Annotated in this window: 20 protein-coding genes; 5 read left to right on the top strand and 15 right to left on the bottom strand. The window is 68.3% G+C overall.

The window, feature by feature from the left end:
* Positions 1-209: 209 nt before the first annotated feature.
* From AB4Y64_RS07100 to AB4Y64_RS07070, 7 genes are all read right to left on the bottom strand, one after another.
* Entirely contained in the window at positions 210-569 is a 360-nt protein-coding gene (locus AB4Y64_RS07100) for a hotdog fold thioesterase (protein WP_441815858.1), read from the bottom strand.
* 350 nt (positions 570-919) lie between these two features.
* Positions 920-1,105, bottom strand: a complete 186-nt coding sequence (locus tag AB4Y64_RS07095; protein ID WP_441815730.1) for a hypothetical protein — start codon at positions 1,103-1,105, stop codon at positions 920-922.
* A gap of 44 nt (positions 1,106-1,149) precedes the next feature.
* Positions 1,150-1,347 (bottom strand): hypothetical protein, encoded by a 198-nt coding sequence (locus tag AB4Y64_RS07090; RefSeq protein WP_441815729.1) that lies wholly within the window; start codon positions 1,345-1,347, stop codon positions 1,150-1,152.
* 352 nt (positions 1,348-1,699) lie between these two features.
* Positions 1,700-3,748, bottom strand: a complete 2,049-nt coding sequence (locus AB4Y64_RS07085) for a phospholipase D family protein (RefSeq protein ID WP_441815728.1) — start codon at positions 3,746-3,748, stop codon at positions 1,700-1,702.
* On the bottom strand, positions 3,748-4,335 hold the full coding sequence (locus AB4Y64_RS07080; RefSeq protein ID WP_441815727.1) for a YceI family protein: 588 nt from the start codon (positions 4,333-4,335) through the stop codon (positions 3,748-3,750). The genes AB4Y64_RS07085 and AB4Y64_RS07080 overlap by 1 nt, the downstream gene beginning before the upstream one ends.
* Positions 4,336-4,358: 23 nt before the next feature.
* On the bottom strand, positions 4,359-4,835 hold the full coding sequence (locus AB4Y64_RS07075) for a SixA phosphatase family protein (protein WP_441815726.1): 477 nt from the start codon (positions 4,833-4,835) through the stop codon (positions 4,359-4,361).
* A 115-nt stretch (positions 4,836-4,950) separates the two neighbouring features.
* The gene (locus AB4Y64_RS07070; RefSeq protein ID WP_441815725.1) at positions 4,951-5,583 is read right to left on the bottom strand and encodes a nucleotide-binding protein; all 633 of its coding nucleotides are present in this window, start codon (positions 5,581-5,583) and stop codon (positions 4,951-4,953) included.
* 194 nt (positions 5,584-5,777) lie between these two features.
* Between AB4Y64_RS07070 and AB4Y64_RS07065 the strand changes: the two genes are divergently transcribed.
* Complete coding sequence (locus AB4Y64_RS07065; RefSeq protein WP_441815724.1) at positions 5,778-7,265, top strand: AAA family ATPase; 1,488 nt, start codon at positions 5,778-5,780, stop codon at positions 7,263-7,265.
* Between the two features lie 26 nt (positions 7,266-7,291).
* Here the strand turns inward: AB4Y64_RS07065 and AB4Y64_RS07060 are convergent, their stop codons facing one another.
* From AB4Y64_RS07060 to AB4Y64_RS07035, 6 genes are all read right to left on the bottom strand, one after another.
* On the bottom strand, positions 7,292-8,932 hold the full coding sequence (locus tag AB4Y64_RS07060; RefSeq protein WP_441815723.1) for a putative 2OG-Fe(II) oxygenase: 1,641 nt from the start codon (positions 8,930-8,932) through the stop codon (positions 7,292-7,294).
* A 1-nt stretch (position 8,933) separates the two neighbouring features.
* Entirely contained in the window at positions 8,934-10,634 is a 1,701-nt protein-coding gene (gene ggt / locus AB4Y64_RS07055; RefSeq protein WP_441815722.1) for a gamma-glutamyltransferase, read from the bottom strand.
* Positions 10,635-10,744: 110 nt separating this feature from the next.
* The gene (locus AB4Y64_RS07050) at positions 10,745-11,353 is read right to left on the bottom strand and encodes a tetratricopeptide repeat protein (protein ID WP_441815721.1); all 609 of its coding nucleotides are present in this window, start codon (positions 11,351-11,353) and stop codon (positions 10,745-10,747) included.
* Between the two features lie 235 nt (positions 11,354-11,588).
* Positions 11,589-13,952, bottom strand: coding sequence for a family 20 glycosylhydrolase (locus AB4Y64_RS07045; protein WP_441815720.1), 2,364 nt, complete (start codon positions 13,950-13,952; stop codon positions 11,589-11,591).
* 123 nt (positions 13,953-14,075) lie between these two features.
* Entirely contained in the window at positions 14,076-16,754 is a 2,679-nt protein-coding gene (locus AB4Y64_RS07040) for a TonB-dependent receptor (protein WP_441815719.1), read from the bottom strand.
* 147 nt (positions 16,755-16,901) lie between these two features.
* On the bottom strand, positions 16,902-17,927 hold the full coding sequence (locus AB4Y64_RS07035; protein ID WP_441815718.1) for a glucokinase: 1,026 nt from the start codon (positions 17,925-17,927) through the stop codon (positions 16,902-16,904).
* A 374-nt stretch (positions 17,928-18,301) separates the two neighbouring features.
* Between AB4Y64_RS07035 and AB4Y64_RS07030 the strand changes: the two genes are divergently transcribed.
* The 4 genes from AB4Y64_RS07030 to AB4Y64_RS07015 all read left to right on the top strand — a co-directional run bounded on the left by AB4Y64_RS07030 (position 18,302) and on the right by AB4Y64_RS07015 (position 22,801).
* Positions 18,302-19,606 carry a sugar MFS transporter gene (locus AB4Y64_RS07030; RefSeq protein ID WP_441815717.1) on the top strand — a complete coding sequence of 435 codons (1,305 nt, stop codon included), beginning with the start codon at positions 18,302-18,304 and terminating at the stop codon, positions 19,604-19,606.
* A 115-nt stretch (positions 19,607-19,721) separates the two neighbouring features.
* Positions 19,722-20,756, top strand: coding sequence for a LacI family DNA-binding transcriptional regulator (locus AB4Y64_RS07025; protein ID WP_441815716.1), 1,035 nt, complete (start codon positions 19,722-19,724; stop codon positions 20,754-20,756).
* A gap of 81 nt (positions 20,757-20,837) precedes the next feature.
* Complete coding sequence (locus AB4Y64_RS07020) at positions 20,838-22,169, top strand: flavohemoglobin expression-modulating QEGLA motif protein (protein WP_441815715.1); 1,332 nt, start codon at positions 20,838-20,840, stop codon at positions 22,167-22,169.
* A 272-nt stretch (positions 22,170-22,441) separates the two neighbouring features.
* A complete protein-coding gene (locus tag AB4Y64_RS07015) occupies positions 22,442-22,801 on the top strand; it encodes a hypothetical protein (RefSeq protein WP_441815714.1) in 360 nt (119 codons plus the stop codon).
* 114 nt (positions 22,802-22,915) lie between these two features.
* Here the strand turns inward: AB4Y64_RS07015 and eda are convergent, their stop codons facing one another.
* Both eda and edd read right to left on the bottom strand, forming a co-directional pair.
* Positions 22,916-23,542, bottom strand: a complete 627-nt coding sequence (gene eda, locus AB4Y64_RS07010) for a bifunctional 4-hydroxy-2-oxoglutarate aldolase/2-dehydro-3-deoxy-phosphogluconate aldolase (RefSeq protein ID WP_441815713.1) — start codon at positions 23,540-23,542, stop codon at positions 22,916-22,918.
* A gap of 136 nt (positions 23,543-23,678) precedes the next feature.
* Positions 23,679-25,502 (bottom strand): phosphogluconate dehydratase, encoded by a 1,824-nt coding sequence (gene edd / locus AB4Y64_RS07005; RefSeq protein ID WP_441815712.1) that lies wholly within the window; start codon positions 25,500-25,502, stop codon positions 23,679-23,681.
* Between the last annotated feature and the right edge of the window lie 4 nt (positions 25,503-25,506).

Here is a 25,506-nt window from a genome sequence, read left to right as displayed (position 1 = left end):
CGCCTGTCGCCAGTCCCGCGGCCAGCAGGCAGAGCCAGATTCGCTTCGTGCGCGGGCACGCCGCGGTTGCTGCAGTGTCCAAGGGCCGTCTCCGTGATCCCCACACCAGGCGCTTTCGCTGGCGGGGCAAGACTGCGGCCCTCGTGCCTGCTGCGTCAATCAACCCTTGGTCTAGCGGGGTGTGCTGGCGGGGGGAGTGGGCGCTGCAGCTAGGTGCGGGCGACCACGGCCAGGGTCAGGCGTGAGATGCAGACCAGGCGGCCGCGTTCGTCTTCGATGCGGATGTCCCAGACCTGGGTGCGGGCGCCGATGTGGATCGGGCGCGCGGTGCCGGTGACGATGCCATCGCGGGCGGCGCGCAGGTGGTTGGCGTTGATCTCGATGCCGACGCAGACTTCGTCGTCGCCGACGCACAGGTTGCCGGCACTGCTGCCCAGCGTTTCGGCGAGCAGGACCGAGGCGCCGCCGTGCAGCAGTCCGTACGGCTGGCGGGTGCGCTGGTCGACCGGCATCGTGCCGCGCACGAAGTCGTTGCCGATCTGGGTGAAGACGATGCCCAGCGGTTCCATCGCGGTGCCCTTGGACAGCGCGTTGAGTTCGGCCAGGTCGGGAACGCCGCGGAAAGGCGAGCGCTGCGGTGCGGGGGAAGTGTCGTCGCTCATTGCGCCACATTAGCCCAGCGGGGGCAGTGGCAGCCAGCCGTTGCGGTAGCTCAGGCGACAGTCGCGAGGCGTGCGCCCGCGGAGGAAAAAATGGGCCCGGTGGACGGCACGTCGCCACGGAGAGAGTCCGACGTGCCGGCCCCGGGCCAGGGGGAAGCGGGAAGTACCGTTGTGTGTTGCGGTGTTGCCGGTGGTGCTACAGCGCGATGGGGTGCGTCATCCGTTTTTTTCATTCGTTGCGATCACGTCCGGGCCAATCACGCGCAACGGAAGCGCGGCTGCATCCAGTCCTGGGCATAGCGACGGTTGCTGGCGTAGCCGCTGCTGTTGCCGTAGCCGACGCCAAAGTCGCGCTCGCGGTGAACATGGCGCTGCGGCATCGGAACAACGTTCGAGCGCGTGGCAGTGGCGGGGACGGTCGGGGTGCGGGTGAAGGCGTTCATGGCGTGATCCTGGCGAAGAGGTGGTGCGGTGTGGCGAGGTGCGGTCAGGCGCAACGGAAGCGCGTCGGGCCCCATTCGGAGGTGTAGCGGCGGTTGCTGGCGTAGCCGCTGCTGTTGCCGTAGCCGATGCCGAAATCGCGTTCGCGATGCTGGCGGGCCGGGGCGGCGGTAAGCAGGTTGGCGGTCAGGCGGGCCGGGGCTACCGACTTGGCAAACAGGCTGGAGAGGCGGATGGCGTTCATGGCGGTGTCCTGTGTCAGCGGGGGAGTGACTTGGTGTGTTGGTAGACTACAACACCAGATCTATTCCGCCATGGGCCAGAAGTCACCCCACCTAAGACCTACCTGGTGAAGCGGGACCACATTCGGAACTTGCTGATATAGATAGCTATTTGGAGCGAACCGTTGCCATGACTGATGGCAGGGGTCCGGGCCCGGGGCGCGGCTGCCGGGCTGGAGGGGCCCGATCCGGGCCAACGGGGACAGTGACGAGCGTCACGGTCAGCACACTGAACGGGGCGCCACGCCTGGGGGGCGAAGCGGCCAGTGCGCGAAACCGGCGCGAGAAGCGGGCATGGAGGCGGCGAAACCGGCCTCAGAGGATCGGTGCGAGCCCGGCGCCGAACGCGGTGAAGATCCGCGTGGTGATGCCTTTCAGGCCCAGCGCCACTTCCGGGAAGTCACCGACCGGCTCGTAGCAGGCGCGGAAGCCCGGATCGCTCGGCAGCATCGGTTGCGGGCAATGCGGGCCGGGGGCGAATTCGTAACTGGTGGCGTAGCGCATCGGCCACAGGTCGAAGATCGGCATCGCCTCGAACATCTTGCCCAGCGAGTAGTCCAGGCCCGAGAACACCGGCGGCTTGTCGCGACGCGCGATCACCCACGAGTTGCCCGGCTCCATGTCGCGGCGGATGCTCTGCGCCAGCGCCTGGGCGAATGCCGCATCCTCGATCACCACCGCGCTTTCGGTGTTGTAGTGATCGCCGCGCGGATCGAAGTTGTGCGTACCGACCACGCCGATCTTCTCGTCGATGACCATCGACTTGGCATGCATGCCGATGCGCACGCCGGCACGCTCGAGCGGCACCGGCTGGTTGGCCTTGCGCGAGCCATAGCGCAGCGCGGTGTACTCGCGCGACAGCGCGCGCCGGTACTGCTCGCGCTCGACGGCGCTGCGGCGGTCGTAACGCTCGCGCAGCTCGCGATGGGTTTCCTGTGGCGTGGCCGAGCCGCGCTGCGTCGTTTCCGGCTCGATGCCCTCGCCCGTCAGCGCGCGCTCGGGCTCGAGGGCGGATGGATCGATGTCCGGATCGTCGTCGTCGATCCCGCTGCCGGCGTTGTCGAAGGCCGGCAATGTGGCGCCGGTGGTGGCGACATCGATCGGCGCATCGCGCGGGAACGGCTTGTACTCGAAGATGTTGAAGCCGAACTCGCGCAGGTAGCGCCGCTTGTACTTGTACGACAGCGCGTAGGCGATGAAGGCGTCGGTCGCGGCCAGGCTGTTGGTCGACACGATCACCCGCGGGCGCTCGCCCGGCGGACGCTTGTGCAGCTGGCGGAACATTTCCTGCGCGGAATCCGACAGCACCAGGTAAGGGGTCTGCAGCAGCACTTCCGTGCGCGCCGACTCGATCAGCTCACGCAGCGAGCCCGATGCCACCGCCTGCTGGGCGGCGCCGTTGCTGCGGTGCTTTTCCGGGGTGTCGGAGATGTAACGCACGTCGCCGACCGGCAAGGCGCGCTGCGCCAGCCGTTGTTCGACCAGGCTGGCATCGGCGGCATCGCGCTGCATCGCCTGCGCGCGCTGCGGCCGTTCGTACTGGATGTGCGGCAGCGCCGGCACGCCGCCGCGGAGCAGGCGATCGCCAACGTCGTTGAGGCGTTCGACCGGCACGCTGCGGCGATCATTCCAGAACAGCGAGAAGTCCTCGCCCATCACGTGCGCGACCGGTCCGGCCACGAGCAGATCCCGGTCGCGGAAGTTGTACTCGTCGTCCCAGTCGTAATAGTCGTCCTGGTAGTTGCGCCCGCCGGTGATGCCGACCGCGCCGTCGACCAGCAGCAGCTTGGTGTGCATGCGCTGGTTGAGCTTGTTCCAGCAGCACGCCGCGGCCAGCGCGTACTGCGGGTAGCTGGTCTGGGCGCGGCCGAGCACCGGGCTGTACAGGCGCAGCTCGAAGTTGACGTGCGCGGCCGCCAGCGCGGCCAGCGTGTCGACATGCTTGAGCGCGGACAACTGGTCGATCAGCACGCGCACGCGCACGCCGCGGCGCGCGGCGGCAAGCAGTTCGTCCATCACCAGCCGGCCGGCATCGTCTTCGTCGAAGATATAGGTCTGCAGGTCGATGGCGGTGGTGGCGCTGCGGATCAGGTTGATGCGCGCCAGCAGGGCATCCGGGCCGACGTCGATGATCAGCGCGTAATGGCGCGGAGCCTGCGGGGTGGATTCGGCGAATGCGCGCGACGCCAGCTGGCGCAGTGGCGAGGATTGCGCGCAGGCGTCCTCGCGGGTGCAGTCGACCCGGGTCGGTCGCGCCGCGGCCGCGATCGCGCTGGCGCGGTCGCGCTGGGCGTTGGACAGCGAAGCGCAGCCGGACACTGCCAGCGCGAATACCACCGCTGCCAACCGCACGAACCTGGACATCACCGTTCCTCGACCAGGCGCACGCGCATGTTGAAGCGAACGCGGTCGGTCAGCGCCAGTTGCCAGCCGTCCAGGCCGTAGTCGGAGCGGTTGATGCTGCCGCTGGCGACCACATCGCAGTCCTTGCCGGGCAGGTCACAGGTGGCCGGCGACAGGTAGAACGACTCGATGCGGCTGACACCGTGCATGGTCAGCCGCCCACGCAGGCGGCCGCCGGCGCGGATCAGCAATTCGGGGTGCGGATCGGACTCGAACTGCACGCTGGGGTAGTGGGCCGAGTCGAAGAAACTGTCGCCACGCGCCATCGCGGTGTAGCGCTCGGAGCCGGCAACGGTGACGGCCCCGGTGCGCAGGACGATGCGCACGACGTAGCGGCCGTCGGCCAGCTTCGTCACTTCGCCGTCGTACTGCGGGAACATGCCGACGACCTTCTGCCCCCAGCGCGTGCGCAGTTCGAAGCCGAAACGGGTGAAGCGGCCGTCGAAGGCCTGCGTGGTCGAAACGCCCGCGGCGACGGGCGCCGCCGACGGCGATGCCTGGTAGGCCAGCGCCGGCCAACCCGTCAGCACGCACGACAACAGCGCCACCAGGGCGCATCGCGAACTCGACGTCACGGCCACCAGAAGGCGCTGAGCTGGGCTACCCCCGGTTCCAGGCTGGTGTCGGCCGGAACGCTCAGCACGGCAATGCCACCGGGCGGCATGCCGCGGTAGTCGCCGGACTGGCCGCTGTGGAGCAATGCGGCCAGGCGTTCCAGGCCCGGGTTGTGCCCCACCACCATCAGCCGCTCGGACTCGCCGTGGGAGTCGGCCAGGGCGATCAGCGTGCCCGGGGTCGCCTCGTAGATCGACGGCTCGATGCGCTGGTCGACGTAGCCGATGGCGCCCAGTACCGCTTCGAGGGTTTCGCGGGTTCGCCGCGAGGGCGAGCACAGGACGCAGTCGGGCACCAGCTTGTTGGTCGCCAGCCAGCGGCCGGCGGCTTCGGCCTCGGCCAGCCCTTCGGCCGACAGGGGACGGTCCAGGTCGGCCTGGCCGTTACCGGCAGGTTCGGCGTGGGCATGGCGCAGCAGGATCAATTCACGCATTCGCGTCACTACCTTTTTCGCGTCTGGACCGGGGAATCGGAGGGAGATCGTGCGGGCATTATCCTCGACCGGCGTGACGCCGCGCTGATTGATGTCGCACAGAGCGACAACGCCCTCACGCTTTCTTCAACCACTTCAACAGGGGCTGCCAGTCGTCCTGGTGGTCGCGCACCTGGGCGGAGTGGTAGTCGAAAAGGCTTTTGCCCAGTCCGGTCAGGACCACATAGGCCTGGCTGTCGCGCAACTGCGCCACCACCGGGTACGGCCAGGCGCCGAGCAGTTCCAGCGCCTGCTGCGAGGCATTGGTCCACGGCTTGATCTTGTTGCCGACCAGGCCGACGCGCAGCTGGCCCTTGCGCACGCGCGGGTGCCTGGCCAGCGAATCGAGGAACGGCACGGTCGCGTCGATGTCCAGCGCCGACGGCTGCACCGGGACCAGGATCGCGTCGGCCTGGTCGAGGAAGCTGTCGAGATCGTCGGCCATCGCGCCGGCAGGTGCGTCGATCACCAGCCGCTGGGTGTCGTCGGGCAACTGCTTGCGCCAGGCCTTGCGGCGGGTGCCGTCGAGCGGCAGCACGGCGCTTTCGAGCAGCGCGCGCCGTTGCGCCCAGCGGGTGGAGGACTCCTGCGGGTCGGCATCGACCAGCGCGGTGCGCAGACCTTCGATGGCCGATTGCGCGGCGAGATGGGTGGCGATCGTGGTCTTGCCGACGCCCCCCTTGGAACTGGCCACCAGCACGGTCTTCATGCGAACTCCCTCTGGATGGAAGCCGCAGCGTACACCGGGGCCCGGGGCGCGACCATCGCAGCGACGGGCGGCTCAGCCGGGCGGACCGAGGGTGATCAGCCGGGCCGTTGCGAGACAGCCTGCTGCCAGCGGGGGGATGACTGGGCAACGGCTATCATCAACCACAGACACGGATGCCCGGAAAGCCACACGTAATGAGCGAGCTGCAGGACCTGACCGCGCTGATCCGCGCCAACACCCCCCTGATCGTCATCGAGACCCGCGACGAGGCGCGCGTGGTCGAACTGTTCCGCCAGGCGCTGATGCAGGTGTGGCGTGCCCTGCACCGCTGGTCGATCACCGAGGGACTGCGCCGGATCGACCTGGACAAGGAGGATCCGCCGGAGGTCGCGCCCGATGCGTCCACGACCTTGCATGCGATCCGCGATGCCACCCAGCGCGGCATCTACGTGCTGCTCGACATCCATCCCTACCTCGGTTACGCCAGCACCCAGCGCCTGCTGCGCGACATCATCCAGCGCCGCGACTGCCAGCCACACGTGCTGGTGCTGGTCGGCCACAAGGTCGAGTTGCCGCCGGAACTCGATGCGCTGGCCGTGCGCTTCACCCCGCGCCTGCCCGATGCCAACGCGCTGCTCAAGCTGGTGCGCGAAGAAGCGGAGTCCTACGCACGCGAACACGGCGGGCGCCGGGTCGAGGTCGATGCCGGGACGGTGCAGCAGATCGTGCGCAACCTGCGCGGGCTCGATCCGATCGATGCGCGCCGCATCACCCGGCACCTGATCCACGACGACGGCGCACTCGGCCCGGCCGACCTGCCGCAGCTGGCAAAACTCAAGTTCGAGCTGCTCAACCGCAGCGGCCACCTCCATTACGAGTACGACAGCGCGCGCATGGACGATGTCGCCGGTGCGCGTCGCTTCAAGCGCTGGATCGAGCAGCGCCGCGGTGTGTTCACCAGCGGCGATGCCCCGCCCGGCCTGGACCCGCCCAAGGGCGTGCTGCTGCTGGGCGTGCAGGGTTGCGGCAAGTCGATGCTGGCCAAGGCGGTCGCGGCCGGTTTCGGCGTGCCGCTGGTGCGCCTGGACTTCGGCACGCTTTACGACAAGTTCCATGGCGAGACCGAGAAGAACCTGCGCGCGGCGCTGTCGTCGGCCGAGCAGCTCGAGCCGTGCGTGCTGTGGATCGACGAGATCGAGAAGGGCCTGGCCGGTGATGGCGGCGACAGCGACGGTGGCGTGTCGCGACGCGTGCTGGGCTACCTGCTGACCTGGATGGCCGAGCGCAAGTCGCGCGTGTTCCTGGTCGCAACGGCCAACCAGATCGATGCGCTGCCGCCGGAACTGCTGCGCAAGGGCCGCTTCGACGAGATCTTCTTCATCGACCTGCCCGACGCCAGCGCGCGCGAACAGCTGTTCGCCCTGCACCTGCGCCGGCGCGCGCTGGACCCTTCCAGTTTCGACATGGCATCGCTGGTTGCAGCCAGTGACGGCTTCTCCGGTGCCGAGATCGAGCAGGCGATCGTCGCCGCCCTGTACGCCGCGCACGCGGCCAAGGCGCCGCTGAACGACTTCACCCTGCGCGGCGAACTCAAGCAGACGCGGCCGTTGTCGGTGTTGATGGCCGAGCAGGTGCAGGCGCTGCGCGAGTGGGCCAACGGGCGGACGGTACCGGCGGACTGAGCGCTGCCAGGAGCGCGCTGCTGGACTCAGACCGCGGCGAGGTCGAAGGAAATGCTGATGCGTTCACCGCTGCCGGTGTAAGGCAGGGTCCGATGGAACATGTAGGACGGGAACAGCAGCAGCGTGCCCGCTCGCGGGCAGACCTGGCGCAGCTCGGCCTCCGGCCACTGCGGCAGGCTGGCGAACGGGCGGCCGAACTCGATCCAGCCGGCATGGCCGGCGTCGTCGGCGCGGATCGCCGGTGGCAGCTCGACGTAGTAGGCGCCCGAGAGCCACGAGTCTTCGTGGATGTGGGTATCGATATAGCCGCGCTCGGCGGCCTGGGTCGCCCAGACGTGCAGCCGGTACTGGTTCGGCACGTTGCGCAGGAAGACATCGGCGTCGGCGCCGGCCGTGGCGGCCTGCGCGCGGCAGCGCTGCAGGAAGGCATCGATCGCCGAACGCAGCCGCTGCTCGAAGCCGGTGATCGCGGTGGTGCGGTCGGCCAGCAGGTCGCCGCTGAGGTAGGCATTGCGCGCCGCCAGTCCGGCCGGCTCCCAGCGTTGCTGGCTGTGGCGGCGGATGTCGGCGGCGAGCGCGGCATGGAATGCGGTGTGATCGATATAGGCCTCGGGCGGCAGCAGCTCGATCGCGTGCACGTGCCGATGCAGGCCCAGCCACTGCCCGGCCGCTTCGGCCCGGCCCTGCGCGGCCATGGCAACGCCGAGGTGGGCGATCGCACGCTGATCGTCGGGTTGCTCCTGCAGCACCTTCAACAATGCCTGGCTGGCGCTCTCGGGCTGTCCGTCCTGTAGCAGGGCGATGCCGTGCTGGCGTTGCAGCACTGGCGAGCTCACGCCGGCGGCGAGGGCCTGGGCGTAGGTGGCCACTGCCGCGGTGGTGTCGCCATTGAGCAGCAACTGCTCGCCGAGGGTGTCGACCGTGTCGACGTCGCGCGGCGCCAGTTGCAATGCCTGCCGGGCGTGCGCTTCGGCGCGCGCCGGTTCGCCCAGCTTGCGCAGCACGATTGCGGCGTTGCGGTGGGCTTCGGCGAAACCGGGCTGCAGCTGCAATGCACGTTGTGCACAGCGCAGGCCTTCTTCCAGGGCGGTGCGGTCGAACAGGTTCGACAGCAGCGCCGCCAGGGCCTGGTGCGCGCTGGCGGCGCCGGGCTCCAGGCGCAATGCATTGCGTGCGGCCGCAATCGCCGCGGGGTAGTCCTGCAGGCGGCCGTGCGCGGCGGCGAGGTTGTTCCAGGCCTGGGTCCATTGCGGATCCAGCCGCGCCGCCGCTTCGAAACCGCTCGCCGCGGCGCGAAAATCGCCGCCCACGTAGGCCGCGGTGCCATAGCGGAACGCGGCCCGGGGCTCCTGCGGCAGCGCGCGCATCGCCGTCGCCAGCATTGGCAGCGCGGCCGCGCCATCGCCGGCCTGCAGCAGCAGCGTGCCCAGGTCGAGTGCGGTGCCGGCATCGCCGGGCCGCAGCGCCCAGGCGCGTTCGAGCGCGCCGCGGCCACCGCCGCCATCGCCCTGCGCCTGCAGCACGATGGCGTACAGGCGCCAGGCGTCGAACGACTCCGGTGCAAGCTGCAATGCCGCCTCGCAGTCGGCACGCGCTGGCACGGGCTGGCCCTGCTGCAACGCGGCCCAGGCGCGACGCAGCAGCGCCGGCACCTCAACGCTGCTCATCTCAGTAACCTGCCGCCTGGCCGTCCTTGCGCGATTCACTGGCGCCGACGTAGCCGCCGTTGGGATTGACCATGATCGCCTGGTAGCCGCCATACGGGCCGTCGGCGAAGCGCACCGAGTGGCCCTTGCGCATCAGCGCGCGCACGGTCTCGTAGGAGTAGCCGGTTTCCAGGTCGAGCTCGCCGCCGTCGCTCATCACCGTCGCCTGCCCGGCCGGCTCGGTGCTGCCGTCGTGCTGGATGCGCGGCGCGTCGCCGGCTTCCTGCAGGTTCATGCCGAAGTCGATCAGGTTGAGCAGGATCTGCACGTGGCCCTGCGGCTGCATCGCGCCGCCCATCACACCGAAGCTCAACCATGGCTTGCCGCCCTTGGTCACGAACGCCGGGATGATGGTGTGGAACGGACGCTTGCCCGGCTGGAACGAATTGGGGTGGCCTTCCTTCAGCACGAACTGCTCGCCGCGATCCTGGAAGATGAAGCCCAGCCCCGGCGGCGCCATGCCGCTGCCCATGCCGCGGTAGTTGGACTGGATCAGCGAGACCATCATGCCGTCGGCGTCGGCCACGGTCATGTAGATGGTGTCGCCTTCGTCGAGTTCCTTCGGCGTGGCCGGCTGCACTTCCTTGAGCGCCTTGTCCATCGAGATCAGCTTGCGGCGCTGCGCGGCGTAGTCCTTGGAGATCAGCTGCTTCACCGGCGACTTTGCGAAGTCCGGGTCGGCGTACCAGCGCGCGCGGTCGGCGAAGGCGAGCTTCTTGGCCTCGGCGAACAGGTGCACGTGCTCGGGGCTGCCGAAGCCGTAGGACTTCATGTCGTACGGCTCGAGCAGGTTGAGGATCTGCAGCGCGGCGATGCCCTGGCCGTTCGGCGGCAGTTCCCAGACGTCGTAGCCACGGTAGTTGGTGCTGACCGGATCGACCCACTCACCCTGGTGCGAGGCCATGTCCTCGTAGCTGAGGAAACCGCCGTTGGCCTTGAAGTAGGCGTCGATGGTGTGGGCGATGTCGCCCTTGTAGAACGCATCGCGACCGCCCTGGGCGATCTTCTCCAGGGTATTGGCCAGGTTCGGATTGCGCCACATCTCGCCCGTGGTGGGCCCGCGCTTTCCGTCGACGGTGAACTGCTCGCTGAAGCCCGGCCACTTCGACAGCGTCGGCACACTGCGATCCCAGTAGTAGGCGATCACTTCGTGCACCGGATGGCCTTCGCGTGCGTAGCGGATCGCCGGAGCGAGATCGTCGGCCATGGGCTTGCGACCGAAGCGGCCGTGCAGCGCGAACCAGGCATCGACCGCGCCCGGCACCGTCACCGGCAGCGGGCCGTGTGGCGGAATGTCGGTCAGGCCACGGCGCTGGAATTCGGCCAGCGTCAGCGACTTGGGCGAACGGCCCGAGCCGTTGTAGCCGTAGAGCTTCTTCGTCTTGGGATCCCAGACGATCGCGAACAGGTCGCCACCGACGCCGCTGCCAGTGGGCTCCATCAGGCCGAGCGCGGCATTGGCGGCAATCGCCGCGTCGACGGCGCTGCCGCCGCCCTTCATCACGTCCAGCGCGATCTGCGTGGCCAGCGGATGCGAAGTGGCCGCGATCGCATGCGGCGCATAGACCTCGCTGCGGGTGGCGAAGGGCTTGCCGGTGATGCGATCGGCGCACATGGCGGAAAGGGGAAGGCTCAGGAGGACAGCGGTGAACAGCAGACGCATTGCCGGTGATCCGCGCGGGAAAGCCGCATCCTAGCGCGGGATGCGGTTGCCGGTACCGTGTCGGTTCGCCCGGTCATGAATACGCGGGCGAACGGACGCAGTTCAACTCATCAGGGCCAGGCTGGCGGATTGGCCGCCCAGGCTGCCTGCACTTCGGTCAGCGTCGAGCGCTCGTCGTCGCGCCAGTCCGGCAACAGGCGGGCGAACTGGCTGGCGGTGTTCCACAGCTGCGGCTCGGTGCGCACCGCCGCGGCGTACCACTGCACGGCTTCGTCCTTGCGGCCCAGCGACCACAGCGTCATCGCGAACGTCGGCGGAATCCAGCTCGCCGTCACACTGCGCGCTTCCAGCAGCGTGCGCCACTGGGCGAAGGCGCCGTCGCTGTCGCCCGCGCGGTAGAGATCCCAGCCGTAGTTCCATACGACCGAGCGCCACATGCCGTCGGTGCGGTCGATCTGGCCGAGCGCGCGTGCATACAGCTGGCGCCCGAGGTCGGCGCGGCCGGCCTCCATCGCCAGGTGCGCAAGCTGTGCGACCTCGGCCTTGGCGTGCGGATTGCGTTCGGCGGCGCGGGCGAGTTTTTCCATCGCCACTTCGCCGGTCTCGCGTACCACCACCACCGGCTTGACGGTGTTGGCATCGGCGGCGAAGTAGAACTCCGCGGGCTTGGGCAACGATTGCGCCGACGCGGCGCCGGTGGCGGCCAACAAGGCCGTCATGAGTAGGCTTCGAGCAAGCATGGTGGGGTCCCCTGTAACGAGCCAATCGTAACCCGCAATTGGCGCGCTGCGTCACGATCCGCAGGAACGATCCGCACGATTTTTTCGCCCCCCCGGCATGCCAGGGGAGCAAAGGCGGAACGACCCGCGGAACGGCCTCACGGTGGGCGGGCCCGACCCCGGCCGGTCGCGACGGCAAGCCGTCACGGCCGGGGCGGCGCTTGCGGCCACCGCGTCAGGGCAGCAGCACGACCTCGTCGAGAACCCACATCGGGTTGTATTCGCCCGAGGCGAAGGTGAAGCACAGGTCGTGCTTGCCAGCGGTCGCCGGCAGCGTCGCCTGCAACGTGGTCAGGCCATCGGACTTGCGCGCGGGCGCCAGCGGCAGGGTTGCCGCGGGCGCGCCTTCGCAACCGTCCAGCCGCACCTCGAGCGCTCCGCCGGGGACCCTGGCCGGACGCGTCACCACCTGGCTGGCGTCCTTCCACAGCTGGAAGTTGTGAGGCAGCTGGCCGACACGGACCTCCAGGCGGGTGATGCCATCGAGGCTGGCGGCCTTGTAGGTCCAGCACGGGTCGAACACGTCGGCCGTCAGCAGGGCGCGCTCGCTGCCCTCGCCCGCGGCGGGTGCGTCGTCCTCCATGCGCAGCGTCAGGCCCTTCTTGCACGATTCCAGCGCGTTGCTGTCGCGCGCGCGCAGGCTGCGCAGGTCCAGGGCGAACGTGCGCGGCGCAGCGAGAGCGAGACCGTCGGCAAATGCGTTGGCGCTGATGGTCGCGGGCAGTGCGAGGCTCAGCGGTTCGCCGTAGGCCGGCGAATTCGCCGTCGGCTCGCTGCCGTCGGTGGTGTAGCGGATCTGGCCGAAACCACTCTGGTTGGAGAGCGTCAGCGTGCCCTTTCCCTTGTCCTTGCCCTCGCCGGCCGGCGCGGCGGCGAAGCGGACGGCAAAGGCGCTGTCGGCGGCGTCGAAACCTGCCGCGCGGTAGCGGGCCATGTCCGGCGCCATGCGCTGCAGGAAATCGTCCCAGTCGTGGCGCGCGGTCGGCGTCCAGACGTTCTCGGCCAGCGCTGCCGCGCGCGGGAACATGGCGTGCTGCATGCGCTGGTTGGTGCGCTGGTGTTCGGTCCACAGGTTGGCCTGCGCGCCGAGCACGTGGCGGGCCTGCTCGGGGTCGAGCTGCGCCGGAATCACGTTGTAGTTGTAGTAGTCCTTGAGCGTGAACACGTCCAGGCGGCCAGGCGTCTCGTCGGCGGCATCGCTCTGGACATGGTCGAGATACAGATCCGGCGACGGCGCCAGCACCACGTCATGGCCGGCGCGCGCGGCTTCGATCGCGCCGTCGGTGCCGCGCCACGACATCACCGTGGCATCGGCCGGCGGCCCGCCTTCGAGGATCTCGTCCCAGCCGATCAGGCGGCGATCGTGCGTTTCGATGTAGCGACCCAGCCGTCCCATGAACCAGCTCTGCAGCTGCATCTCGTCCTTGAGGCCGAGTTCTTTCAGCTTGGCCTGCACGGCCGCGGACTGCTGCCACTGGTCCTTGGCCGCTTCGTCGCCGCCCAGGTGGATGTACTTGCCGGGGAACAGCGTCATCACTTCACCCAGGACGTTCTCCAGGAAGGTGAAAGTGCCGTCGTCGACGTTGAACAGCCAGGTGTGCACGCCCCAGTCCGGCGACACCGGCGGCGCCTTGCCGGTCGAGCCCAGCTGCGGGTAGGCGGCGATTGCGGCCTGCGCGTGTCCCGGGAGGTCGACCTCCGGAACGATGGTGATGTAGCGGTCGGCGGCGTACTTCACCACGTCGCGGATCTGGTCCTGGGTGTAGAAGCCGCAATAGGGCCTGGGCTCACCCTTGGCGTCGCGACCGGCGGCGCCGGCCGGGATGCGGCAGCCGCCGACTTGGGTCAGCTTCGGGTATTGCTTGATCTCGATGCGCCAGCCCTGGTCGTCGGTGAGATGCCAGTGGAAGGTGTTGAGCTTGTGCAGCGCCATCTGGTCGAGCAGCGCCTTGACCTCGTCGGTGCTGCGGAAGTGGCGGGCGACGTCGAGCATCAGGCCGCGCCAGGCGAAGCGCGGGGCATCCTCGATGCGCTGCGCGGCAATGGCGGTGGTGCCCTGGCTGCCGTCGGCGGTGGCCAGCTGCCACAGCGTGACCGCGCCATAGAACAGGCCGGCCGGGGCGCGCGCCGTCAGCTTCACGCCCTGCGCGGTGATGTCGAGGACATAGGCCTCGTCGCCCGGCAGTGCGGCCCTGGGGTCGACGGTGAAGGTGATCTTTGCCGCGGCGTCGGTGCCGACGGCAGGAGCGAAGCCACGCGACTTCAACAGGCGGGCGGCGAAATCGTTGGCGATGCGGCCGGCCTCGGCGTCGCCGCCAACCACCGCGATGCGGGCATCGGGATCGAGGACGAAGCGGCCCTGGCCCGGTTCGACCTTGGCCGGGCGCGGGATGACCGGCGTGGCGGCGGCCGCAGTCAGGGGGGGCGCACTGCCGGCAGGGGTGACGCTGGCGTCAGGCGCGGCCTGGCGGTTGCATGCCGACAGCCCGATGGCCATCGTCACGCCGGCTACTGCGGTCAGAACGGTGTGCAGTTTCATCGATCCCTCTTCTCATCTGCGGGCGGCGCGGACGGATGGACGCCGCCGGTGACTGTCGCAAAGCAAGCGGGCCCGGAATGACCGGGCCCGCTGCTTGGAACGGTTCCCTTGCGGGAACCTGCATCAATACTTGAAGCGGAAGTTCAGATAGTACTGGCGACCGTTGTTGTAGAACGCCTGCGGGTGGCCGTCGGCGACGTAGTACTTCAGGGTCGGGTTGTTGAGGTTCATCGCATCGAGCGTGACCGAGAACCAGTCCGTCGCCTTGTAGCCGACCGACGCCGCCAGCGTGCCCAGGTCATCCTGGAAGTACTGATTGGCGCGCAGCATGCCGTGGTAGAACGACGAACGGTAGGTGTAGGCCAGGCGGGCGTTGAAGACGTCGTTCTCGAAGTACGCCGACAGGTTGTAGTTGTTCTTCGAGGTGCCCACCAGCGGGTCGCCGCCATCGGCCTCGCCATCGGCGTAGGTGTAGTTGGCGGAGATGCCGAAGAACTCGCCGATCGGCTGTTCGTAGGTCAGCTCCACGCCCTTGACCTTGCCGTCGCTGTTGATCGGGATGGTGACTTCGTAGTCTTCGATGTTGCCGGTCTGGTCGTTCACGAACGGACGGGTGACCGTGCCGTACTTGACGTAGTTGTCCAGGTCCATCGAGAACACGCTGGCCGCCAGCAGGGCGCGATCAGCGAAGTACCACTCCAGCGAAGCGTCGAAGTTGGTCGAGATGATCGGTTCCAGGTCCGAGTTGCCGGCCGTGCCCGTGTGGGTCAGGTTCGACAGCGAGACCGCACCGGCCAGCGCGGAGTAGTCCGGCAGGGTCATCGTCTGCGAAGCGGCCAGGCGCAGCACCCAGTCTTCGTTGAAGGTGTACTTGAAGTTCGCGCTCGGCAGGACCTTGTCGTGCGTGTTGATGTCGCGCACGCGGGCGAAGTCGCCGAACAGGCTGCTCACGTCCGGAGTGATCGCCGTGCCGGCCAGGGCGCGGAAGTACTGGATGTCCTGGCGGATGTCGACGTAGCGCAGACCGGCGTTGCCGCTCCAGTTGTCACCTTCGAAGTTGGCCTGCGCGTAGACGGCCGTGTTCTCTTCGTTGATGTTGAACTCGCTGCCGTAGTTGTGGCGAGCGCCGTCGTTGCGGACGGTGGAGTTGTTCTTGACGGCCTGCTCGAGCGCACCCTGGGTGAAGTACCAGATGTTGCTCGGGAAGTTGCCGCCGAGATCGTTGCCGAAGTCGCCCGGGTAGTAACCGACATCACCATTGGCCAGCGCGCCGGCGATGTTGCCCGGATCGGAGCCGTACGGGCTGTTGACCTCACGGGTGTGTTCGGCGTAGCGCACGCCGAAGTCGACCGACGACAGCGCGCCGCCGTGGACGAACCAGGAGGCATCGGCCGAGAACCAGTCTTCCTTGTCCTGCACGTCGTAGTACTGGATGCCCCAGGTGCCGAAGCCGTTGGTGGTCGGGCCCGACGGATCGTTGAGGTACCAGTCGACCGGGTTGCTGCCGCCGTTGACGGTCCAGCCGCCGCCGTTGCTGCCGGTCACCACTTCCGCGATGTTCTGGGTCGGGGTTTCGCCCTTGCCCTTGGTGGTGCCGACCTGGGTCTTGAGCGAGAAGTCCTCGCTGATGTCCCAGGCAGCGTCAAAGGTGACGTAACCGGTCTTCGCGGCCGATTCCGGGCGCGAGATCATGTCGTAGATGCCGTAGCCGACCGGCATGCCATTGGCGTCGGTCTGGCCGGTGTAGTCGGCGTGGACCAGCGTGCCGTTCTGCACGACGTAGCCCGGGTTCGGCGCCTGGTTGGGCACGAAGTTGCCGGTCCACAGCATGTAGTTGCGGTTGTAGTTCTTGGCGTCCATGTCGGACACGAACGCGCTCAGGCCCAGGGTGATGTCGTCACTGGGCTTGGCCTGGAACTCGACCAATCCACCCTTGCGCTCACGGGTCTGGGTGAAATAGACCGAGCCGGGCAGGTTCGGGTACATCACGCCGGCCAGATCAGGGTTGGAGATGGCTGCCGCCGAATCCGGAGCGATAGTCGAGAAGCCGCCGACGATTTCCTGGCCGTCGCGACGCAGCTCGCGTTCCTGGTAGAACAGCTGCGCCATGAAACCGAACGTGTTGGCGTCGTTCTTGTAGTTGAACAGGCCGCTGACTTGCGGCTTGGTGCTGCCCGGCAGGTCGGAGTAGACCGCACCGATCGAGCCTTCGGCCGAGATCTGGTTGGCGAAGTCGAGCGGCTTGCGGGTGATCACGTTGACCGAACCGGCGCTGCCGCCTTCGACCAGCTTGGCTTCGGAGGTCTTGTTGACGATCGCCTGGCTGACGATTTCCGATGGCAGCAGGCTGTAGCTGACGCTGCGGCCCACGGTCTCGACCTGGCTGAGGATGAACCAGTCGGCGCTGCCGATGGTGTGGCCGTTGACCAGGGTCTGGGTCAGGCTGGGGCTGGTGCCGCGCAGGCTGACGCGGTCGCTTTCGTCGAAGCCGCCTTCGTTGGCGCTCGACGAGCTGATGCTCACGCCCGGCAGGCGCTGCAGGGTGTCGGCAACGTTGTGTGCCGGCAGCTTGCCGACGTCTTCAGCGGTGACCACTTCGATGTGGGTCTTGGCATCGCGCTTGGTGTCCAGGGACTTTTCCTGGGCGCCGCGGATACCGGTGACGACGACGGCGTCGAGGTCGGTGGCTTGCTGGCTGGAAGCCGGAGCCTGACCTGCAGCGGCGTCCTGCGCCATCGCGTTGCCGGCAAAGCCGAGCGCGGCGACGATACTGATCGATAGCATTGACTTGCGAAGTTTCATTGCTCTCCCTCCCACGGGCTGTGTGCGACTCCGCGATACCGTTTCTTGCGTCGGCGTTGCGGAATCAGTTTTCTGGTCCGTGCCCGGCTTTCGCCGCGGCCCGGTGCCGTTGTGCTGTGCTGTGTCGTGCCTGGTTCATGCGTGCGTTCACTCGCCCGCCTGGCCTGATTCGTGCTCGATTGCGTGCTCGAGGTACCAGCTGGCCGCGCCGATCACGCCCAGGCGCTCGTTTTCGATCAGCCGCACCGGCACGCGCTCGAGCGCGGCATGCATCACGCCCTTGTCGAGCAGGCGTGCATGGAACTGGCTCTGCGGCAGGAAGTCCTTCAGCCGCGGCAGGATGCCGCCGGCGATGAACACCGCCTTGGCGCTGCTGAGGGTGATCAGGTCGCCGATCACGCTGCCCAGCAGTGCACAGAAAGTCATGACTGCTTCGCGCGCGGTCACGTCGCCCAGGCGCGCGGCCTCGGTGATCGCGGCCGGAGCGCGCAGCCCCGGTTCGATGCCGTCGATGGCGCAGATCGCGTCATACAGGTGCACCAGGCCGGGACCGGAGACGAAACGTTCGGTCGGCACGTGCGCCTGGCCGCCGCGTTGGCGCGCCCAGTCGAGCATCGCCGCTTCGCGCGCGTTGCCCGCGGCGAACGCGGTATGGCCGGCTTCGGTCGGCAGCACGACGGTGCCGTCGCGGTGCGGGATGCGGATCGCCGCACCCAGGCCGGTGCCGGGACCGACCACCAGGACCGGACCGGCCGCAGCCTCGCTGACGCCCGGGGTGAGCAGCAGCGAGTCGCCCGGGTCCATGCACTGCGCGGCGTGCGCGGCGGCCTGGAAGTCGTTGATGTACTGGAGTTCGCTCAGGCGAAGTTCGCTGCGCAGCTGCGACAGCGAGATGCGCCAGGGCAGGTTGGAATTGATGACGGCATCGTCGAGGACCACGCCGGCGCTGGCGATGGCGACGCGGTCGATGCCGGCGCAGGCAATGTGGCCGTCAATGAAGTCGGCCAGGATCGCGGCCAGGCTCGGGTAGTCGGCGCATACATAGGTGCGATGCGCCAGGACCACGACCTGGGATTCGCCGACGCCACCGGCGCGGACCAGGCCGACGCGGGTGTGGGTGCCGCCGACGTCGGCGGCAATGAAACGTGCATCGGGATGTGCGACGGCAGCCACGGCGCTCACCCGCGGACGGCGCGCATGGGCAGCGCGCTCACGTGAGGGCAGGATTGGCTTGGCGTTTCCTTCGAATCCCACTGCATGTTCCCTCCGCTGGCGCCGGTTCCCCACCGGCACGGGCCGAGATTGGCTCGCGTCTGACAACGTTGTCAACCAAAAGTTACGAAATCGTCATAAGCGCCCAGAATGGGCGGCAGGAACGGTCCATTTCTTGCTGCACTGCAGCACGTCCTGCGGGCAGGGAAACCCCAATACCCTTGTAGGAAAGGGTGTCTGGCGCACTGGCTCGACTTGTGACAACGTTGGCCGACGGATGTCGTACGAGTCATCGTGCGACATTGACCGCATTCCTTGGGAGGGGAACCTTGAGCATGTCCACCACCACTGCCACCGGGTCGCGCAGCCACTACGGCTCGATCGCGATCATCGGCGCCCTGTTCTTCATCTTCGGCTTTGTCACCTGGCTCAACGGCCCGCTGATCTCGTTCGCCAGGCTCGCCTTCGATGTCAGCGAGACGCTCGCGTTCCTGATTCCGAGCGCGTTCTACATCTCCTACTTCTGCCTGGCGCTGCCGTCTTCGATGATCCTCAAGAAGACCGGCATGAAGAAGGGAATGGCGCTGGGCCTGTTCCTGATGGCGATCGGCGCGGCCGTGTTCGGCCAGTACACGACGGCGCGCGTCTACGGCGGCGCGGTCGGCGGCATCTTCATCATCGGCGCCGGCCTGGCCGTGCTGCAGACCGCGGTCAATCCGTACATCAGCATCCTCGGCCCGATCGAGGGCGCGGCGCAGCGCATCGCGGTGATGGGCATCTGCAACAAACTCGCAGGATGGGCTGCGCCGTTCGTTATCGGCACGCTGGTCATGCACGGCATGGGCGATGTCGCCAGCGCGGTTGCCGGCGCCGATGCGGCGACCAAGGAAACGGTGCTCAAAGAGTTCGCCGCGCGCATCCACACGCCTTATATGGTCATGGCGGGCCTCCTCGCGCTGCTGGCGGTGGCGATCCTGTTCTCGCCGCTGCCGGAAGTGCGCGCCGAAGAGGTGAACTCCGAAGGCGACGCGGGCGAGAAGAAGAGCCTGTTCCAGTTCCCGCACGTGTGGCTGGGCGCGCTGTGCATCTTCGTCTACGTCGGCGTCGAGGTCATGGCCGGTGACGCCATCGGCACCTACGGCCAGGCCTTCGGCCTGCCGCTGGACGAAACCAAGTTCTTCACCGGCTTCACCCTCGGCTCGATGCTGCTGGGCTACGTGGTCGGCCTGATCCTGATCCCGCGCTTCATCTCTCAGGAACGCTACCTGAGCCTGTCGGCGGTGCTCGGCGTGCTGCTGGCGCTGGGCGCGTACCTGACCACCGGCTACGTCTCGGTGGGCTTCGTCGCCGCGCTGGGCTTTGCCAACGCGATGATGTGGCCGGCGATCTTCCCGCTGGCGATCCAGGGCCTGGGCCGTCTCACCGAGAAGGGCTCGGCGCTGCTGATCATGGGCATCGCCGGTGGCGCGGTGATCCCGCAGTTGTTCGTCCACTTCAAGCAGCACTACGACTTCCAGCTGGTGTTCCTGCTGCTGGTGGTGCCGTGCTACCTGTACATCCTGTACTTCGCGCGGCGCGGCCACAGCGTTGGCCATGCGCCGGCCGTCACCGGCGGCGCAACGGCGTCGCAGCACGGTTGAGCTGCGCCGCGATTCCCATCGTCGGCGGCGGTCGTTAGGCTAGCCGTCTTTACGCCGCGTCACCGGACGCGGCGGTTCCACCGGCGAAACTCCGCCGGAACCACGCGAGGATTCGGTGCGCAGACCCACGATCAAAGACGTCGCCGAGCGCGCCGAGGTGTCGCTCAAGACCGTCTCGCGCGTCATCAACGACGAACCCAGCGTGCAGGCCAGCACCCGCGCCCGCGTGCAGCAGGCCATTGCCGACCTGGGCTACCAGCCCGATCCGTCGGCGCGCAGCCTTCGCAGTGCGCAGAACTACGCGCTCGGGCTGGTCTACGACAATCCCAACCCCTACTACGTGATCGCGGTGCAGAACGGCGTGCTGTCGGTCTGCCGCGAGACCGGCTACGGCCTGCAGATCCATCCGTGCGACTCGTCCTCGCCCAATCTCGCTGGCGAGCTGATCGACCTGGTCCAGCACTCGCGCCTGGCCGGGCTGGTGCTGGCGCCGCCGATGTCGGAGCGCAACGAGCTGGTGACCGAGCTGGTCGCGCACGGCATCCGCCTGGTGCGGATCGTGTCCGCCGCGGCCGACCCGCAGGACGGCAGCGCCTGCATCTACGTCGATGACCGCGATGCCGCCTACGAGATCACCGAGCACCTGATCCAGCTGGGCCACAGCCGGATCGGTTTCCTGTGGGGCGGCAAGTCGCACGGGTCCTCGTGGGAGCGTTACAAGGGTTACGAGGACGCGCTGCACGAGTACGGCATCACCCTCGACCCGGAACTGGTGGTCGAAGGCGATTACTCGTTCGACGATGGCTTCCGCGGTGCCCGCCGCCTGTTCGCACTGGCCGACCGGCCGACCGCGATCTTCGGCAGCAACGACGAGATCGCCGCCGGCGTGCTGGCGGCCGCCAAGTCCAGCGGCATGAACGTGCCCTACGACCTGTCGATCGCCGGCTTCGAGGACAGCCCGTTCTCCAAGCAGAGCTGGCCGGCACTGACCACGGCCAAGCAGGCCACGCAGGAAATCGCCCGCCACGCCGCCCACCGCCTGCTGCAGGAGATCCGCGAGCACGCGCCGACGCGGCCGCTGCCCAACGAGGGCTTCAGCCCCGAGCTGGTGGTTCGCGGCTCGACCGCGCCGCCGCGCCCGAAGGCCTGACCGGGCGGCACCGTCACCTGCCTTTATCGCGCCTTCGCGCAGTCTGCTGCGGCCCACGTTTCTCGCGCGAGGGGAGCTTCGATGTCGGCCGCCCTGCCCATTGCCCCACCCGCACCCGACGCCCTGAAGGATCCGGCGCTCGTTCCGCTGTTCGAACAGGACCGCACCCTGGTCAAGCTCGGCCGCGACATCCGCGTGCTCAAGGCCATCGACTGGCCGATGGAGCTCGAGCAGCAATTCCTGGCGGGCTGGAAGGTCGGCCGCCCGGAACTGCCGCTCCCGCCGACGCAGCCGCACCCGATGGACGCGCAGATCGAGGGGCTCGATGGCCTGCTCTCGCGCATCGACCGCGGCCATCCCCTGGGCATGTGGCTGTACAAATCCGCGTGGAGTTACCGCGTCGCCGCGCAGATGCTCGGCGCCATCGGCACGCCGGAGTACACCCGTTGCTCGGCGCTGTTGTACGGCCGGCCGGACTATCTGTATCCCAGCCAGGACTCGACCAATGCCGACATGGCGCGCGAACTGCTGCGTGTCACTGACGAGCTGATCAACGACCGCCTGCTGCCCGACGTGCCGGTCGACATCGACGCGCCGGAGTTCGCGCGGCGGCTGCGCGAGCGCATCGACCCGTTCTTCAATCACGACAAGGTCGAGGTTGTGCTCGATCCGAACCTGGCCTCCAAGGCCACGGCCGGCAGCAAGCGGGTGACCCTGCGGGCGACGGCGATGTTCTCCGAGCGCGACCTGGAGCAGCTGATCCAGCACGAGGCGTTCATCCACACACTGACCGCGCTCAACGGCAAGCACCAGCCCTACCTGACCTCGCTGGGTTGCGGGGCGCCGCGCACCACCCGCGCGCAGGAGGGGCTGGCGACGTTCTCCGAGATCATCACCGGCGCGATCGACATCGCCCGCCTGCGTCGCGTCGCACTGCGCGTGGTCATGGTGGAACAGGCGCTCAAGGGCGCCGATTTCATCGAAGTGTTCCGCGGCTTCCTGGATGCCGGACAGTCCGAGGTGGAGAGTTACCGCAGCACCGCGCGCATCTTCCGCGGCGGCAACGTCCGCGGCCTGGTGTGCTTCACCAAGGACGGCGCCTACCTGGAAGGCGTGCTGCGGATCTATGCCTTCATCTGCAAGGCGCTGCAGGAAGGCCGGGGCGAACTGCTGCCCTTGCTGTTCTGCGGCCGCGTGACCGTGGCCGACACCGTGGTACTGGAGCCCTACCGCAACAACGGCCTGATCGTGCCGCCGCGCTACGTCCCGCCGTGGGCGCGCGACCCGCAGCGGGTGCTGTCGGTGATGGCGTTCTCGTCGGTGGTCCAGCGCCTGCGCCTGGACGATCTGACCGTGCAGCGCTTCGTCGATGTCGAGGCCGAGACGGTCGAGGCATCCGGCATCGGGGTCTAGTGGCCGGCCGGTGGCCTGCGCCGGGACGGCCCGGCGTTAACGTCTGGGCCGGCTGGATCTGCAACTCCCCCGATGCGGAGGACCCCAGCGGCCAGGCACCGACGGACGGTGCCGCGCCACATGAAGGTCCGCCCGGCTCCCCGGCCCCGGGGCGGAAGGGCGAATGAGGTCGGGATTCCGAACTGCGAGTGCCCGCTCCGGTTTCGTCCATGCCTGCAGACATGCCCTGACATCGGATCTTCGCGCTCGCCGTGAGCCACGGAGAATCCACCATGAAACCAACCATCGTGCCGGCCGCGTGCCTGCTCGCTTTCGCGTGCCTGGCGTTCGCACCGGCGTCTGCCCAGGACATGGCCAAGACCGCCGGCAAGAACGTGAAGGTCCTGCTCGACAACGAGAAGGTGCGGGTGCTCGAACTGAACATGCCACCGGGCGCAAGCACCGGGGTGCATTCGCACGGCGACAACGTCGTCTATTTCGTCACGGGCGGCACCGCCACGCAGGTCACCGATGGCGTCACCAAGACGATGACCCGCAAGCCCGGTGAAGCGGTATGGAGCGGGCCGGTCACGCACGACACCACCAACTCCGGCAAGACCGCGGTCAAGACGGTGGTGATCGAACTCAAGTAACTGCGTTCGCCATTGCCGGAGGCAGGAAGGGAGCCCGAGGGCTCCCTTCTCCGTTCTGCGATGGCAACCAGTTGGCTTCCTTGTCCCACGCAGCCGCCGGTTCTACAGCACGTACTACGCGCGCAGCAGCGTCGCCGCGCGTGCGAGCGCTTCGATCGCACCCCATTCCTCGGCCGCGACCAGGCGCGAGGGCGTGATCCACGAACCGCCTACGCAGGCGACGTTGGGGGTGGCCAGGTAGTCGCGGGCGTTGTGCGCGCCGATGCCACCGGTTGCGCAGAAGCGGATCTCGGGCAGCGGGCCGTGCAGCGAGCGCAATGCCGCCGCGCCGCCGGCGGCTTCGGCCGGGAAGAATTTCTGGAAGATGAAACCGTGCTCGGACAACGTCATCGCTTCGCTGGCGGTGGCCGCGCCCGGCAGCCACGGAAGCGGCGAGTCCTTGGCCGCGGCGATCAGGTCCGGCGTGGAGCCCGGCGAAACGGCGAAGCGCGCACCGGCCTGCTGTGCGTCGACCAGGTCCTGCGGCTTGCGCACGGTACCCACGCCGACGATGGCGCCCTCGACTTCATTGGCGATCGCACGCACTGCATCGAGCGCGGCGCGCGTGCGCAGCGTGATCTCGATGGCGGGAATGCCACCGGCGACCAGCGCGCGCGCCATCGACACGGCATGACGCGCGTCTTCGATCACCACCACCGGCATCACCGGGGCGACGTGCAGTACGGATTCAAGCAGGCCCATCAGTCATCTCTCCAGATGCAAGGTCATCGTCATTCCCGCGAAGGCGGGAACCCAGTGTCTTTGAAGTCGCGCAGTGAGTTCGCGCGGTGAATTCGCCGGGTCCCCGCCCCCGCGGGGACGACGACTTCGGATGTACTCACGCGACGCCGAAAATGCCGCCGCCCAGATCGGCCGTCGCCGCTGCATTGCGGAACACCGCAAACAGCTCGCGCCCCATGCCGACATGGCTCGACGACAGATCGGCGCTGGCGTGTTCGCGCAGCCTCCACTCGTCCGCCGGCACCAGCACGTCAAGCTTTCCGCCGCGCGCATCGACCCGGACCACGTCGCCGTCGCGCAGGCGCGCGATGTCGCCGCCGCAGGCCGCTTCCGGACTGACATGGATCGCTGCCGGCACCTGGCCGGACGCGCCGGACATGCGACCGTCGGTCACCAGCGCGACACGGTGGCCGCGCTTCTGCAGCACCGCGAGCGTCGGCGTGAGCTGGTGCAGCTCCGGCATGCCGTTCGCGCGCGGGCCCTGGAAGCGCACGACTACAACGACGTCGCGATCGAGTTCGCCACGCTCGAAGGCGTGCTTGACCTCGCCCTGCTCGGAGAACACCCGGCAAGGCGCTTCGATGACCCAGCGATCTTCCGGCACTGCCGACACCTTGATCGCGGCCGTGCCGAGCGGGCCATGCAGCACCCGCAGGCCGCCGTCGGCGCGGAACGGGTCGGCGACCGGACGCAGGACCGTGGGATCGCCGCTGCGTCCGGTCGCCGGCACGTATTCGACCTGCTGTTCCGGCGCCAGCCTCGCCTCGACGCGATAGCGCGCCAGGCCGGGGCCGGCGATGGTCTCGACGTCGCCGTGCACGAGGCCGGCATCGAGCAGTTCGCCAATCAGGAAAGCGAGGCCGCCGGCAGCGTGGAAATGGTTCACGTCGGCGCTGCCGTTGGGATACACGCGCGCCAGCAATGGCACCACCGACGACAGCGCGTCGAAGTCTTCCAGGCGCAGTTCGATGCCGGCCGCCGCAGCGATCGCGATCAGGTGCAGCAGGTGGTTGGTCGAGCCACCGGTCGCATGCAGGCCGACGACACCGTTGACGATCGCTCGCTCGTCGATGATGCGCCCGACCGGACGGTAGTCGTCGCCAAGCGCGGTGATCTCCGCCGCGCGGCGGCCGGCCTGCGCGGTCAGCGCGTCGCGCAGCGGATTGTCGGGGTTGATGAAGCTCGCACCCGGCAGGTGCAGGCCCATCAGCTCCATCAGCATCTGGTTGGAGTTGGCGGTGCCGTAGAAGGTGCAGGTGCCGACACCGTGGTAGCTCTGCGCTTCGGCTTCGAGCAGTTCCTCGCGGGTGGCTTCGCCGACCGCGTAGCGCTGGCGCACGCGCGACTTCTCGTCGTTGGGCAGGCCCGAGGTCATCGGACCGGCCGGCACGAAGATCGCCGGCAGGTGGCCGAAACTCAGCGCACCGATCAGCAGGCCCGGCACGATCTTGTCGCACACGCCCAGGTACAGCGCGGCGTCGAACATGTCGTGCGACAGCGACACCGCGGTCGACAGTGCGATCACTTCGCGCGAGAACAGCGACAGCTCCATGCCGGCGCGGCCCTGGGTGACGCCATCGCACATCGCCGGCACGCCGCCGGCGACCTGCGCGGTGGCGCCGACGCTGCGCGCGGCCTGCTTGAGCAGGAACGGGAAGCGCTCCAGCGGCTGGTGCGCCGAGAGCATGTCGTTGTAGGCGTTGACGATGCCCAGGTTGGGCGCCTGGCCACTGCGCAGGGCCGCCTTGTCGCTGGGCGAGCAGGCGGCGAAGCCATGGGCGAGATTGCCGCACGACAGCGTCGCGCGATGCGGCCCGCGCCCGGCAGCGGCGTCGATGCGCGCCAGGTACGCGGCTCGACGGTCGCGACTGCGCTCGCGGATGCGTTGGGTTACTTCGGCGACTACAGGGTGCAGGCTCATTGCG

This window comes from Lysobacter sp. TAF61, from assembly GCF_052113485.1.
In the GTDB taxonomy this organism is placed as follows: domain Bacteria; phylum Pseudomonadota; class Gammaproteobacteria; order Xanthomonadales; family Xanthomonadaceae; genus Lysobacter_J.
This window is presented reverse-complemented; position numbering and strand designations above follow the sequence as displayed.